Source organism: Acidilobus sp., assembly GCF_049973875.1.
Taxonomy (GTDB): Archaea; Thermoproteota; Thermoprotei_A; order Sulfolobales; family Acidilobaceae; genus Acidilobus.
Genome location: NZ_JBMFJI010000025.1, coordinates 1 through 13,405, shown reverse-complemented (window position 1 = coordinate 13,405; position 13,405 = coordinate 1). Strand labels below are relative to the sequence as shown.

Below are 13,405 nucleotides of genomic sequence, written 5' to 3'. Positions count from 1 at the left end.
CGCCCCTGCTGCATACCCCCGAGTCCCAGGGGGCTGGGAGAGGAGGGCAACCCCCGGCGAGGGGTAGGGGTAACGGGCCTAAGGCCAGGCCCGCGGCCTGCCGCTGGACGAGCGGAGCGGGGTGGGCGCGTAACGCGCCCGCCAGCCGTGAGGCAGTGAAGGTGAGGGCGGTAAGCCGCGAACCGGTGAGCCGCCCTGGGGGAGCCCCCGCCCTTCAGGGCGGGGAGGAGGTCAGCATTCCGAGGCCCAGGCTGCCGAAGAGGCCCGCCAGCGAGACCTTGCCTATGTTCTTGGCGGACCTCCTGGGGACGGCGCTGGCAGGCCTGTGCGCCCTGTCCGGCTCCTCCGAGACAAGGAGCACGAGCGCTGAGGTGCCCACAGTTATAGCCAGGGCTATGGAGAAGAGCTCAAGGTAGTAGCCCCTCGAGGCCCTCATAACGGCCCCTGAGAAGGCCGAGCCCGCCAGGGCGGAGGCTATGGCCGCCATCATTAGGTACGAGTAGACCTTCGTCCTCGCCTCAGGGCCGACCCTGCTGGCCACCATGGCCGTCTGGAGCGGCGCCACCGGGCCGCCGCCCGAGCCACCGCCGATGGGGTTCATGGTGAGCCCGAAGGCGGCGGACGCCATGAGCGCCGCGTAGTTCCTGGTGGAGAGCGCTATGGCGTAGGTGCCGGCGGGGAGCAGAGACATTATGGCCAGGGCCTTCCTCCTGCTGTAGAGGTCGCCGAGCCACCCGCTCGCCAGGGTCAGGACGGCGCTGCTGAGCGTGGCTATGAGCGTGTAGATGCCTATCATCTCGTAGGAGAAGCCCACGTACTTAAGGTAGAGCGGGAGCAGGAAGGCCACGTAGCCGAAGCTGAAGCTCCTGAGGGTCCTCACCGCGCCAAGTATGTAGATGTCCCTGGAGTAGTCGCCCAAGGCGGCTCAGGGGAGCCGTGAGCTGGGAGGGTAAATAACTTATCAGCCAAACCTTATCACTGCAACGCCCCTGGGAGGCATCGCCGCTTTGCCCTCCCTCACCTGCGAGTTGCCGGCGACCAGGTCGCCCTTGACCGGCAGCGAGGCCGTAAGCTCGCCCGGCCAGTGGCTTATCATGAAGGCGAGCCCCCTGCCGCCGTCGCTCATGACCTGCACCTCAACCCTGGGGTCGTCGCTGGCGGCGGGCTCAACCCCGGCCTGCACGGCGAGTGCCCTGTAGAGGGCGGCGTAGGGTGACCAGTCGCTTACATAGTACAGGTCAGCCAGCACGGCCTCGAGCGGGAACAGCGACAGTATCACCTCTCCGCTGCCCCTCCTGGCGGCGAACGCTATGGGCCTGCCGTTGGCGGTGGCTATCACCTCGGCGTCCACGGGCCTGACGTCATAGGCCGGCACCGGCTGCTGAAGCCCGACGGCCACCTCGTGCCCCGCCCTCAGGTCGCCCAGGTCCGCCTCGAGCCTCAGCCTGACGGAGCCCTCGAGCCTCACCCCAGGGGAGCCCACGCCCAGCGCGGGCTCAACGCCGAAGAGCTCGCCCCACAGGTGCGTGGCCGACTCGTGCATGAAGGCCATCTGGCCGAGGCCCCTGAGAAGTGAGACGTAGACGAGCCTCCCGCCCTCGGCGAGCCTGAGCAGCCTCCTCCAGGTCACGGTGAGCCCGCTTATGGCTGAGGGGAACACGACCAGCTTCCTCGGGTCGTCCTCCCTGAGCTCGGGCTCATACCTTATCGAGGCCTGGGCCCCAGCCATGGTTAGCAGCTGGTGGGCCAGCAGGGTGGGCCTGGCCGCCTGGTGGAGGCCCCCGAGCCACCTCCTGTAGTCGGCAAACTGGTACTCGCCGAACACGTAGAAGGGGGCCACGACCAACGCCTTTGAGATCCTCCTGAGGCCCCCGAGGCCGAGGCCCTCGAGGACCTCAAGCTCCCTTGAGAACCTCCTGAAGCTATCGGCGGAGGGCTTAGGCCTCCCGTCCCTGTCGAACAGGCCGAAGCCAAGCTCAAGGGGCCTCCAGAGGTAGGGCATGTCGGCCTCGTCAGGGAAGTCTGAGAAGCACCAGACGAAGGCCCCTGAGGCCCCGTGGGCCAGGGCCGCGTAGAGCGCCTCATAGATGAAGGCGGCCCTGTCGGCCTCCGAGTACTGAAGGCTGCTGAAGCCGAACTCCTCGAGCATGACGGGATTCTGGCCGTCGTCGGAGAACAGTTCAAGCATGCCAGAGTACAGGTAGCCGTGCCTGACGGGGTCGCCGTCGTAGAGGTACAGGTGGGGGCCCACGTAGTCCGTCACCCCCCTGACCAGGTGGGGCGCCTGCCCGTAGCTGTCGGACACGTCGCCCGCGCTGAAGACGTGACCGCTGTCTACAGAGCCGATGGCCTGCCTGACGGCCCTGAGCAGCGTCAGCTCCTCCTCAGGCCTTGAGGCCCTCCTCACCAGGCTCATCTCGTTGCTCAGTACCCAGCCCCCCAGGCCCCTGCTGTCCCTGACCCTCTCTGCCACCTGCCTGGCGAAGCTGGCGGCGCCCTCAACAGCCTTGGGCGAGTATATGTCGTTGTCCGGGGCCCACGGCACCCCCCAGTTCCTGCCGCTCATGTGGCCCACCAGGAGCGTCACGAAGCCTGCAATGTTGTTGTCGCCGAGCCTGTCGAGGAGCCACCTGAGCCTCTCGAGCTGCCGCTGGTCCACGTCGCCGCTGGAGCTCACGAAGTCCTGGTCGAGGAGGAACAGCCTCACGGCCCTGACGCCTATGGACTTCATGGCATTTATGTCCTCAAGCAGGGCGCCCTCGTCCCAGTCCCTCCACATCCTTATGTTGGTCCTCCTTGGCCAGTAGTTGACCCCGAGCAGGAACCTGAAGGAGCCGTCGGTGACTACCAGGTTCCCCCTGGCCTCAGTCCTCAAGTTGGCCCACCGGGCGCGCAGTCATTGATAAAACTAAAAGGGTTGCTAATGCCCGCGCCTTAGAAGCGCGGCGGCAGCCGCAATTACGGCCTTAGGCGTGCCGACCGTTAGGTAAAGGTTAGGCCTTGAGGGCGGCCGCACGTTAGGCGACTTTATGCACGGCAACAGCGATCACGCCGCGGCGGCGTTAGTGCTGGGATGACAGCTAAGGCATTCTTCGTCCCAGGGAACCTTGTGTGGAGGCCGCCGCGGCAAGGTAACAGGGCTCACGCAGCTTTCATCAACGGCCGCCTGGCTGCCAGCAGCCTCTAAAGGCCCGTGTCGATGCCCAGCTCGTCTATAACCGCCTCAAGTTCCCTGGTGAAGCCGCTGAGCTGCAGCACGGGCACCACTGCGACCCCGTTGACAACCTTTGGCAGGTCCTCCCTGAGGACCACCAGGGCCGGCAGCAGCCTCCTTGGCGTGCCTGGGAGCCCGAGGGACCCCCAGAGGGCTATCAGCCTCATGACCCTCTCAACGTGCCTCGAGGCGGCCTCCGCTATCCTTGACGGCGAGCTCGACCTGTAGGACCACCTCTTGCAGTCAACCACGACGCCGCGGTCTCCCTCAAGGCCGAGCACGTCGACCTCGAGGCCTCCCCTGCCTGGCACCCTGAGGTTCCTCCACACGCGGAGGCCGGCCTCGCTCAGGGCCTCAGCCACCAGCCCCTCAAAGTCCCTCCAGCTGAGGAGCCTTGACACGGCCTCCGGGTCGGCCCCGAGCCTCACCGCCGCTGCCGCCAGGATGGCCCTGTTGAGGGGACAGGCGGAGTCGCCCTCAAGCCTCAGGCCGCCGGCCTCCTCAATCCTGCTCAGGTAGGCCTGGACGACCTCACGGCTTAGCCCAGACCCAGAAGCGACGTCGCTCAGGGGCACGCAGCCCTCAGAGTCCAGCAGGGCCAGGGCAACGTCGGTGGCGGGGCCCAGCAATGGTTATCCCGGCGCTGGCTCAGAGGCTCGCCCTTATAGCCATAGCCCTTACGTGGGAGACCTTAATGTAGAAGAGCTTCATGAGCAGGCTGACCGCGTAGAGCCCCCTGTCGGTGGGCACGATGCTCCTCCCTGTGTCCTTGACGAGCCCGAGCAGCTCCGTTGAGAGCAGCTCCCTCGGCATGGCCCTGTAGATGCTCCTCCCGAACTTCCTCCTGAAGCCCTCCTTGTCAAGCCTGAGGCCGTAGAGGCCGTAAAGCGCGTAGAGCCTCTCCTCCTCTTCCCTGCTGAGCCTCCTGGCAAGGCTTACGGTCGGCCTTCCTCTGGCCACGAGCGACTCGTACTTGGATATGTTGAAGGTGTTGGCGGTGAAGAGCCCCCTGAGGTGGCTCATGGCCCCCGCCCCGGCTCCAACGAAGAGGTCTGAGTCAATTATATACTCGTCCTTGAGGCCGCTGGGTGACTTGGAGAAACACCAGGTCGTCAGCTGGGTCAGGCCAAGCCTCCTGGCCTCGCTGACGGCGAGCCTGTAGAGGGCCCTCTCCTTCTCCTCACTGCAAGGGCGTATGGTGGCCTGCTCCCTTATTGAAGGCATGATGGGGTAAAGGGTCAGCTGGTTCGCCTTGCTGTTGTAAAACGCCTCAATCTCGTCAACGAGGTCCCCCTCCCTCTGCCCTGGGTAGTTGAAGATTATGTCAACGTTGACGGTCTTTACCCTAGAGCAGGCCCCTATGGCTGAGAGTATGGCCTCCGAGCTTATCCTGGGCCTCCCAAGCCTGGCAAGCCTGTCCGGGGAGAAGGACTGGACCCCCAGCGATATCCTTGTAACCCCGGCTGAGGCGAGCATTGATACCTTGTCGTCGTCAACGTCATATGGCGAGCCCTCGACAGAGGCCTCCACGGTCCCCTGGTAGGACCTTATAACGTCGAGGAGCTCGCACACGCCCTCTGTCAGCATGGTGGGGGTGCCCCCTCCCACGTAGACCTCAGGGAAGCGGACGCCCTCCCAGCGGCTCATGAGGCCCTCGACCTCGGCGGTCAGGGACTTGACGTAGGCCCTGGCCGCGGCCTCACTGTAGGGGACGCTGAAGAACACGCAGAAGGGGCACATGAATGGGCAGAAGGGGACGTGAACGTAGAGGGGCAGGGGGCCCTCGGGCTTCGGCAGCTCAAGGCCGTTGACCGGCTCAACGTTAAAATTAAATCTGTCCATCATCTTTTTAACAAAGTCCTCAAACGTGAGCTGTCCCCTGTATAAGTTAGTCCTGGGAGAGATAAAAGCTTTCTATATTCAGAGGAAAATGGCGCTGGCTAGGTGGCCTGAGCCCTGGGCCTTAAGGAGTGAGGTCGCCGACAAGCTTGGCCAGCGCGTCGGGTCCCAGGGCCCTCAGGCTCGCCCTTATCACTGCCCTCAGCGCCTCGGCGGGCTGCCTCATGGAGAAGTCCCTGAGGCCGCCCTCGTACCACTCATAGCTTATGCCCCTCACGACTACCACAGGTATTGACTCGCTCGTCTGCCTCGCCAGCAGGGCGGCGGAGGCGCAGACCTCGTTAGCAATATGGTCGACGCCGCCGTACTTGGGCACCCCGTTCCTGTCGGGCTTCCCGAACCCCCTGTCGACGGGCCTTATGCCGTAGGAGCCTATGGCCCTGTCTGTTGAGGCGCCGGCCGCGCTGACCTCGGTGTCGCAGAGGACGACGGCCACCCTGGCGCCGCACTTAGATGCTATGCCCTTGGACAGCTCCCTGGCCTCGGCGTCCGGGTCCGGGGGAGGCACAGCATAGAGGCCCCCGGGCACGTTGGAGGCGTCTATGCCCGCGTCAGTCCATATCATGCCAGAGCGCCTCACTATGAAGAGGTAGGGGAACCTCTCAAGGGCCCTCCTTGCGGCCTCCACGTCGTAAGCCACGTCCTCGAGCCTCAGCACGCCGGAGTCGTAGAGCTCCTTTACAGGTATGACGCCCAGTACTTCGTCGCTCTGGCTGAGCACCAGCTCAACCCACCTGGGGTCCATGCCCAGGGCCGACGCTATCCTAGTTGCCCTCTCGCTCGGCCTCACTGAGCTGATGTCAAGCAGGTAGCCCTTGGCCTTAGACACGACCTTGCTGGCCACCGCGACCACGTCGCGGTCCCGGAGGCTTACAGAGGAACATATGAGCGAGGCCAGGTCGTCGCCCTTCCTGACCTCGGGCAGCTCGACGCCTATGAGGGACGCCTCCCTCAAGGTACCTCCCAGCACCCTGTGGCCAGGAGGTAATTATGGCTCGCCAGACCTTGAGTACACGGCTATGGCGGCCGCTATGGGGACGACCACCCACGCCGCCAGGGAGACGGCGGCCTCAGAGTAGTTGACGCTGGCCTGAAGCAGCGAGGAGGCCCCCAGGTAGCCGCTTATGATCGAGCCCGCGGCCCCCAGGGGCCCGGCGTAGATGATCCAGGGCCGCTGCGCTATGGCGGCCGCTATCACGGTGAAGTTGAACAGGTAGAGTACTATGGTAAAGGATGACGGCCACGGCTATGAAGTGCTTCCTGGTGGTCGCCGAGACGAGGTAGAGGAGCGAGTAAAACGCCGCCGCGCTGGCGAAGGAGGCAGCGAAGACCACGAGTACGTCGCTTAAGGTCACCACGGGCCCGGCCATGAGGTAAACTATGATCCCCAGGGCGGCCGAGGCCAGCAGCGAGGAGATCAGCAGGGCCAGGAGGCCGGCGGAGTACCTCGAGGTCACCAGCTGTCCCTTGGTTATCGGCCTGGCCAGGAGGAACTCTATGGCCCTGGTGGCCCTGAGCCTCGCGAACAGGTCATTGGTCAGGAACAGGGCCACGAGGGGCAGGAACTTGGCCATTATGTTGGCGGCTGTGGCCATGGGCTGGAAGGCCACCGACTTGAGCTCGAGCTCGGGCGACAAGAGCTTAGTGGTCTCATTTGCGGCGGAGCTTGAGTTAACGGGCACCGCAGTGATGATTACCAATGGCTCAGGCTTGACCCTGACCTCGGCCCTCCATATGCCGGGCCCGTACTCGCCAAGGTACTGCGCCTCGGTGTAATTGGTTATCCCGCCCCTGAGCCCGAGCTCCGCCTGTTGCATGTAGACCTTGAACTCCCTGGCCCCGGGCTCGGGGAAGATGCTGAAGAACAGCGTCGCCCTGCCGGCCCTCAGGTCGACGTTGACCAGGGCCGCGGTGCCCCTTGCTCTGCCCGAAGCACTAATAAACGCTGGCTGGAACCTACGCCCTGAAAAGCATCACGAGGCCAAGGGCCACCAGCCCCGCGGCCCCGGCGTAGTCAAGCCACGGCGAGGATATTATGGCGTAGCCGAAGCTGTAGCCCAGCCAGGCCAGGAGGGAGTTCCAGGCCACAGAGCCGGCCAGCGTGTAAGCAAGGAACCTTGCGATGGCCATCCTGAAGAGCCCGGGAGGGGCTGATATGTACGTCCTCACGGCGGGCAGCACCCTGCCAACTATAACTGCCAGGCCTCCCCTGGTGGCGAAGAACTCCTCGGCCCTCCTCAGCTCCTCCCTGCCTATGCCGAGGGTCGACGAGTACCTGTAGAGGAGTCCCCTCCCGCCCTCCCTTGCTATAAAGTAAAGCGCCGCCGAGCCCAGCAGGTTGCCAGCCGTTGACGCCAGGACCACGCTGATAAGCCCCTGCGGCGACCTGAAGTGGACGGCCGCCAGGGGGACTATGACCTCGCTAGGCACTGGCACGGCAGCGCTTTCAAGGGCCATGAGACCCGCGACCCCCGCGTAGCCCAGCCTGCCTATGGCGAGCTCCGTCAGCCTCGCAACATACGATATCAGCGCTGAGTCAGGCCTCAAGGCCTTGAAGGCCGCCAGCCCAGCACCAATTGCTATTACTGCGACGGCGAGCCAGCGGACAGCGTTCAACGGTTCTCCCATATGCAGTGTCTGTGCAGGGCATTTTAATTGCTCCTAAAGTCCCTGCCTCAACACTTCCTTTTTAACCTTCCTTACTTTCCTTCACCCTCTCCCAGGGCTCCACGTCGCCTTCAATCACGTAAAACAGCGGGTGCGGCCTCACCTCCCTGACGTTGACAAGCGCCCTGTGCCTCTCCGGGTCCCTTGTAGCGAGCTTGGCGAGGAGGTGCCTGAACTCATAGGCGAGCTGCCCGCTCGTTACTGGAGCTTCTCCACTGAGGTGCTGTACTTAACGATCCTGCCCAGGTCAAACCTATAGCCTCTCCTGACCCCCTCAAGGTAGACGTAGTAGAGGTAGCTGCCTATGTAGAGCACAGGGTCCCCGGTGGCCCTGAACCTGAGCAGCTGCGGGTGGTTGACGTAGCCCCTGGTCATGCCCATCAACACGCTCTGGGCCAGGAGGCCCTCCCTCCAGAGGGCTACAAGACCCCTGGCGTCAAGGTATGACGGATCTATGGACCAGAGCCTCAAGGTTCCTGGGCTTAGGCCGCGGGGCCAGGCTAAAAGGCCTCAGGCCCATAACTCAGGGCGAGAGCTGGGAGCCTTGGACGCGGCTGACGAGAAGCAGTCGCTCAGGCAGATGGTATGGGACCTCATGGAGAGGACCAACGTGGCCTCGTTTCCAAGGCCTGTCCACGGTAGGATACCCAACTTCGTGGGCTCCAGGAGGGCCGCTGAGAACCTGGCGTCAACTGAGGAGTTCAGGAAAGCCAGGGTAATCAAGGTGAACCCGGACTCCCCGCAGAGGCCCGTCAGGGAGCTGGCCCTGAGGGCCGGGAAGCTGGTGCTCGTGCCGACGCCGAGGCTGCGGGGCCAGTTCTACCTCCTTGACCCGTCGAGGGTGGACCCGGGCTACGCCTCATCAATAGCGGGCTTCACTAGGATAGGCGAGAAGATAGACGTGGAGTCAGCGCCTAACATAGACCTGGTGGTTGTCGGCTCCGTGGCCGTGTCGCCGAGCGGCTTCAGGGTGGGCAAGGGGGAGGGCTACAGCGAGCTCGAGTACGCCATGCTGAGGGAGATGGGGAAGGTGGGCGACTCCACGCCCATAGCCACCAGCGTGCACGACGTGCAGGTGGTCAGCGACGTCCCCCACATGCCCTACGACGTGCCTGTTGACATAATAGCGACTCCCACCAGAGTCATAAGGGTCTCGCCGAGGCAGCCCAGGCCCCCCGGGCTGCTCATGGAGTACCTGAGCGACCGGAAGGTCCAGGACACGCCGTACCTCAAGGCCTACCTCCAGAGGACGGGAAGGTGGCCGAGGAGGTCATAATTGGTCGGCGACAGGGAGCTGGCGGCCAGGTATGACTACGGCGCGGAGGCCTACGACGAGCTCTACGGCCAGGAGCAGGTAGAGAAGTACGAGGCCGGCCTCAGGCTCCTGCCGCCCAGGGGCAGGGTCATCGACGTGGGCTGCGGCACGGGGCTCCTGCTTGAGTACATGGCGTCCGCCGGCCTCCTGAGCGACGTGGAAGAGTTTGTGTGTGTCGACGTCAGCGGGTCCATGCTCTCGCTGGCCGCCAGGAGGATATCGGCCCTGTGCCCTGAAAGGTGCGCGGCCATCATGGCCAACGCCGAGGCCCTGCCCTTCAGGGACGCGATGTTCGACGTGGCCTACTCCTTCTCGGTGGTGAACCTCCTCGAGTACCCCGCGGCTGCTATTGCAGAGATAGCCAGGGTCTCCAGGTCCTCGCTGGTCACCCTGGTCCCCAGGGTGAGCGACTACAGGCCTGAAGGCTGGAGGCACCTTGGCCGCGCCGGGAAGGACGAGGCCTACGCGAGGCCCTAGGCGCCTATTATGGGCAGGGGCACCTCCCTGCCGCTGTTCATGTAGGCGTAGGCCACGGCGGTCATGGCCAGGTTTATGAGGACCGCCAGCAGGCTCACGGCTTCAGTGATTATGTCAAGGTTCGACTGCACCAGCAGCCAGGCGATCACAACGTTAAATATGACGCTCACCGCAAGCATGGACCTCCTGTAGCCAGCCATGGTGAGGCCGAGGGAGGCGGCCATGCCTATCAGTATAAATATCAGGCCCCCAAAGAAGGCGTAGAAGTCATACCTTAGGGCGGGCCCTCTCACGGCCAGGGCCACCAGGAGGAAGACTATAGCTATGATCAGGTCCGCGATCAGGGCCCCAACCATCAGGTAGGTCGAGTACTTCAAGCCGCACCCCACCCAGGCATAGGCTCAGCGGCATTTATGCATTTAAGTTGCGGAGGCCTGGCACGCAAGGCGTCAGTACTCCCCCTTATAATTTGTCCTAATCAAAGGCGCCGCGGTGGTCAGGGTGTCCCAGGAGCAGAAGGCCAAGAAGAGGAGGGGCGGCTGCGGCCAGTGAGACTATGAGGGCGGTTAACGTCTTTTTTGGCATCTTAACCCGCTAAGCTTAAGAGCAGGGCTAAGCCTATTATTGCAGGTCGCCATCATGAGGCTTATGGCCGTCGCCCTAGCCATAGCTATACTGCTGTTGGCCGTGCTCCCCGCCGCAAGGGCGCAGGCTGTCTGTTACTCGTCGCGCGCCTCCATAGATGTGGCCGGCGACCTGAGCCTCTGGGCGGCCTACAACGTCACCAGGGCCCCCGCGCTCATAGTGCTCCCGGCGGCCTCCCCCGTGGCTTACCAGGCCGTGGAGAACGGCACGACGCCCCTGCCAATAAGCTACAACGGGACTGACCTGGAGGTCGCGGTTGACGAGCCCGGGATAGTTAACGTGAGCTACCTGACGCTCCAGGCCACCTCAAAGACCGGCGACCTGTGGCAGGCGCAGCTCTACATGCCATGCGAGGGCTGGCTCGTCATGCCTCCGGGCTCAGCCCCGGTCCAGGTGAGCCCGCTCCCCATACAGGTGAGCTACATCGACAGCTCCCCGGAGCTCCTCCTGCCCGAGGGCCAGGCCTCGGTGGACTACATGCTGTCGCCCGTGACTACCACTACCGCGCCGGCCCCCGTGACCACGTCGTCAAGCACCCCGACCACCACGACCGCCAGGCGCCCCGCGGGCTCGGAGTATTACATGATAGCGGCCGTGGCTGTGGTGGCAGCGGCGGTCGCCGCGTTCCTCGGCCTCAGGGCCGCCAGGGGGTCCAGGGAGGGGGAGGCAGCCGGGCCCGAGAACGCGCTTGACGACAGGGACAGGGCCATACTCGACGCCCTGGCCAGGAGGGGAGGGGAGGCGACGGCCTCTGACCTAATTAAGGACACGGGCATACCTAAGACGCCCATGTACAGGAGGCTCTCCAAGCTGGAGGGCATGGGCTACATAGACGAGTACATGAAGGGAGGGGTCAAGGTCTACAGGTGTAAGAGGCCAAGCTGCAGGTGAGGCATAAGAGCCCCGCCGCCTCGCCCTCCCCGGGAGCCCTATGTGCAGGATGTTCGGGGCGGCCTCCTCCTCGCCGGGCGAGGTCAGGCAGCTGGCCTCGTGCCTCGTCAGGGCCGCCCGTAAGGACGTGCTGAGGCGTGACGAGGCCCACGGCGACGGGTGGGGCATGGCGGCCTACTCGCGCGAGGGGCTGCTGGTCAGGAGGAGCGCGAGGCCCATATTTGATGAGCTCAGCGACGCGGGCTCCCTTCAGCTGCCCGCCGGGGAGCAGCTTGTCATAATGCACGCCAGGGCGGCCTCGGACAGCTCAAAGGTAGGCATAACTTACTCCCACCCCTATGAGGCCCTCAGCGCTGACGGCAGGAGGCTCTACCTTCTTGCCCACAACGGCTCGGTCGACAGGGAGGGCCTTGACAAGGACAAGGGCTGAATCCTTCTTCACGTTAACAGAAAACCTTTTATATCTGTTTATGGCAAAAATTAATATAAGGATGACCTCCCGCGCCGATGTGGGCTATGCCCAGAAGGGCGGGGGCGAGGAGGCTGGGGATGTGAGCCCCGTGCCGTTGGGCTCGAAGGGGCCCCATGACCCGCCTGCCGCTAGGCCTGGCAGGCGGCCGAGGGCTAAGCCCCTGCGCCCGATCATGAATAAACATGAAATGAGTGAAATGAAAGTGCAGGGACAAACGGTGCGCTGTCCTCCTGTACTCAGCCAGGGACAGGGAGCACAACAGCGCGGTGGCCCTTGCGGAGTACCTTCAGAGGGCCTGCCAGGAGGCGTAGCGGCTTGGCAATGGATCAGCCGCTGAGCAATTTCCCAGTTAACCTCTTAAGTAATGTTAGCGCCACGTCAATATCATTTCTGCACGTCGTCTGGTCGGGGCACCCCTCGTAGAAGAACTCGTGAAGCTCGTGAACCGTTTTCAACAGCATTGAAAGGTCCTCCCTGACCTCCCGGCTCGCGTTATTGCTAACATAGCTGGCCACCTTACCATAGCTCCAGTGAGCTATAGGGGTCCCCCTCCTTGCCGCGTCGTACTTTATGAGCGCCAGCACGGCGGCGTACAGCTTCTCGTCCGCCTGTTCTAGGTCTCCGCTGTTGTAGTGCTCCATCGAGGCTGAGTAATACTTGTTGAAGAGCTGGGCGTATTTAGCGGCCCTCAGGCTCGGGTCCACGGTAGTGCCCTTCAGGTCGTCAACTATGTCATCCTCGTCCCACCCCGTGGCCTCGGACAAGGCCCTCACCCACTCCCTGTCAAAATCGCTCATCTCGCCTACATTAATAAGATGAAGCGCCACGTCCTTTACTTCAGGCCACTCCGCAAGCGGCTCCAGCCATGCGGGGTGCACGGTTGATGCGAGGGCTACCCCTTGAAGTCCCAGGGCCCAGAGGGGCCCGAACCCTGTGAGGGTCAAGGAGACCTTTGCGGAGGCCCCCCGCGCGCCAAAGTTGCCCGTTATGGTGAAAGGATAAAGGAGCGTTACCGTTACCTGGGGCTGCCCTGAGGCCTGAGGCCCGATCAAACTCTCCTCCACCGGGGCCGGCCGGCTCACCCGCCCTCCCCCTTGGGCCTCCACGAGACCTTGTAGACCCAGCTGATAAAGTAGAGAGGTTCCCCGAGCCGGTCCCTGTAGTTGAGGTTGCGGGCGGCCATCACAGCCTCCACCTCAGCCCTGACCAGCAGCGGGCCCTTGCTTGAGTTGAACTCAGTCTCTACGACCGCCGGCCTGCTGTGATCCCTATCAATTTCTACCATCTCCCAGCCGTCCTGCGGCACGGTTAAGTCAACCACGGGCTTGTCCTGAACCCTCTTGCTGAGCTCCTTGGGCACCTCCTTCACCGTGATCCCTACCGTGACGTTCACTACTAGGTTCACTCCAGCGAAGGGGGAGAAGCCCCCGAGCTCCCTTATGTCGACTATGAACACTTTAAGTAAGAGGGTGCTGCCGTCTGAGAGCTTTACGATCCCGTCCTCTGTCCTCAAAGGGGCCCCGGCTGTAGATTGCCGTAAGAACTTAAATTTCCACGGCAGGGGGCCCAAAGGGCGTTGGCGTTACATCTCGCAGGGTACTGTACAAAACATTTAACCGCGTCCCCACAGTAGGTGAGCGGCCTGATAGGCCCTCTGCTCGAGGTTTCTGACCTCCTCCCCGCCCTGAAGGGCAGGGGTTCCCCAGGGCGGCTCACCGGTTCGCGGCTTACCGCCCTCACCTTCACTGCCTCATAGCTGGTGAGTGCGTTACGCGCCCACCCCGCTCCGCTCGTCCAGCGGCAGGCCGCGGGCCTGGCCTTAGGC

General features: G+C 63.6%; 15 protein-coding genes and 1 pseudogene. 5 read left to right on the top strand and 11 right to left on the bottom strand.

Features of this window, described 5'->3' with window-relative positions:
• Positions 1–214: 214 nt before the first annotated feature.
• The 5 genes from ACP5H1_RS07105 to ACP5H1_RS07085 form a co-directional block, all read right to left on the bottom strand.
• Positions 215–919: an MFS transporter gene (locus ACP5H1_RS07105; protein WP_427973461.1), complete on the bottom strand. Its 705-nt coding sequence runs from the start codon at positions 917–919 to the stop codon at positions 215–217.
• Positions 920–961: 42 nt separating this feature from the next.
• Positions 962–2,875: a glycoside hydrolase 5 family protein gene (locus ACP5H1_RS07100; RefSeq protein ID WP_427973459.1), complete on the bottom strand. Its 1,914-nt coding sequence runs from the start codon at positions 2,873–2,875 to the stop codon at positions 962–964.
• Positions 2,876–3,183: 308 nt separating this feature from the next.
• Positions 3,184–3,843, bottom strand: a complete 660-nt coding sequence (locus ACP5H1_RS07095) for a restriction endonuclease (RefSeq protein WP_427973457.1) — start codon at positions 3,841–3,843, stop codon at positions 3,184–3,186.
• A gap of 19 nt (positions 3,844–3,862) precedes the next feature.
• The gene (locus ACP5H1_RS07090; protein ID WP_427973455.1) at positions 3,863–5,059 is read right to left on the bottom strand and encodes a radical SAM protein; all 1,197 of its coding nucleotides are present in this window, start codon (positions 5,057–5,059) and stop codon (positions 3,863–3,865) included.
• Between the two features lie 118 nt (positions 5,060–5,177).
• A complete protein-coding gene (locus ACP5H1_RS07085) occupies positions 5,178–6,068 on the bottom strand; it encodes a coenzyme F420-0:L-glutamate ligase (protein ID WP_427973453.1) in 891 nt (296 codons plus the stop codon).
• Between ACP5H1_RS07085 and ACP5H1_RS07080 the strand changes: the two genes are divergently transcribed.
• The gene (locus ACP5H1_RS07080) at positions 6,049–6,192 is read left to right on the top strand and encodes a hypothetical protein (RefSeq protein ID WP_427973450.1); all 144 of its coding nucleotides are present in this window, start codon (positions 6,049–6,051) and stop codon (positions 6,190–6,192) included. The genes ACP5H1_RS07085 and ACP5H1_RS07080 overlap by 20 nt on opposite strands.
• On the opposite strand, the gene ACP5H1_RS07075 is transcribed toward ACP5H1_RS07080, so the two are convergent.
• From ACP5H1_RS07075 to ACP5H1_RS07065, 3 genes and pseudogenes are all read right to left on the bottom strand, one after another.
• A complete protein-coding gene (locus ACP5H1_RS07075; protein WP_427973447.1) occupies positions 6,184–6,930 on the bottom strand; it encodes an ABC transporter permease subunit in 747 nt (248 codons plus the stop codon). The two genes, ACP5H1_RS07080 and ACP5H1_RS07075, sit on opposite strands and share 9 nt — an antisense overlap.
• A 139-nt stretch (positions 6,931–7,069) precedes the next feature.
• Positions 7,070–7,729, bottom strand: a complete 660-nt coding sequence (locus tag ACP5H1_RS07070) for a DedA family protein (protein WP_427973444.1) — start codon at positions 7,727–7,729, stop codon at positions 7,070–7,072.
• A 73-nt stretch (positions 7,730–7,802) separates the two neighbouring features.
• Positions 7,803–8,251 (bottom strand): annotated as a pseudogene (locus tag ACP5H1_RS07065) (pyrimidine dimer DNA glycosylase/endonuclease V).
• Between the two features lie 73 nt (positions 8,252–8,324).
• Here ACP5H1_RS07065 and ACP5H1_RS07060 point away from each other — a divergent pair.
• Positions 8,325–9,056 carry a 5-formyltetrahydrofolate cyclo-ligase gene (locus tag ACP5H1_RS07060; RefSeq protein WP_427973441.1) on the top strand — a complete coding sequence of 244 codons (732 nt, stop codon included), beginning with the start codon at positions 8,325–8,327 and terminating at the stop codon, positions 9,054–9,056.
• Positions 9,057–9,572 carry a class I SAM-dependent methyltransferase gene (locus ACP5H1_RS07055; RefSeq protein ID WP_427973439.1) on the top strand — a complete coding sequence of 172 codons (516 nt, stop codon included), beginning with the start codon at positions 9,057–9,059 and terminating at the stop codon, positions 9,570–9,572.
• Here ACP5H1_RS07055 and ACP5H1_RS07050 read toward each other — a convergent pair.
• Positions 9,569–9,949 (bottom strand): hypothetical protein, encoded by a 381-nt coding sequence (locus ACP5H1_RS07050; protein WP_427973437.1) that lies wholly within the window; start codon positions 9,947–9,949, stop codon positions 9,569–9,571. The two genes, ACP5H1_RS07055 and ACP5H1_RS07050, sit on opposite strands and share 4 nt — an antisense overlap.
• A 247-nt stretch (positions 9,950–10,196) precedes the next feature.
• On the opposite strand from ACP5H1_RS07050, the gene ACP5H1_RS07045 reads away from it, so the two are divergent.
• A complete protein-coding gene (locus tag ACP5H1_RS07045) occupies positions 10,197–11,108 on the top strand; it encodes a helix-turn-helix transcriptional regulator (RefSeq protein ID WP_427973435.1) in 912 nt (303 codons plus the stop codon).
• 40 nt (positions 11,109–11,148) lie between these two features.
• Positions 11,149–11,538: a class II glutamine amidotransferase gene (locus ACP5H1_RS07040; protein ID WP_427973432.1), complete on the top strand. Its 390-nt coding sequence runs from the start codon at positions 11,149–11,151 to the stop codon at positions 11,536–11,538.
• A gap of 368 nt (positions 11,539–11,906) precedes the next feature.
• On the opposite strand, the gene ACP5H1_RS07035 is transcribed toward ACP5H1_RS07040, so the two are convergent.
• Positions 11,907–12,662 (bottom strand): PaREP1 family protein, encoded by a 756-nt coding sequence (locus tag ACP5H1_RS07035; RefSeq protein ID WP_427973430.1) that lies wholly within the window; start codon positions 12,660–12,662, stop codon positions 11,907–11,909.
• Positions 12,659–13,093 (bottom strand): hypothetical protein, encoded by a 435-nt coding sequence (locus tag ACP5H1_RS07030; protein ID WP_427973427.1) that lies wholly within the window; start codon positions 13,091–13,093, stop codon positions 12,659–12,661. Before ACP5H1_RS07030 ends, ACP5H1_RS07035 begins: the two co-directional genes overlap by 4 nt.
• Between the last annotated feature and the right edge of the window lie 312 nt (positions 13,094–13,405).

Excerpts from the sequence above, each read along its gene's own strand:
- ACP5H1_RS07090 (WP_427973455.1), bottom strand. The coding sequence starts at position 5,059 with ATGATGGACAGATTTAATTTTAACGTTGAGCCGGTCAACGGCCTTGAG.
- ACP5H1_RS07080 (WP_427973450.1), top strand. The coding sequence starts at position 6,049 with ATGAGGGACGCCTCCCTCAAGGTACCTCCCAGCACCCTGTGGCCAGGA.
- ACP5H1_RS07075 (WP_427973447.1), bottom strand. The coding sequence starts at position 6,930 with ATGCAACAGGCGGAGCTCGGGCTCAGGGGCGGGATAACCAATTACACC.
- ACP5H1_RS07040 (WP_427973432.1), top strand. The coding sequence starts at position 11,149 with ATGTGCAGGATGTTCGGGGCGGCCTCCTCCTCGCCGGGCGAGGTCAGG.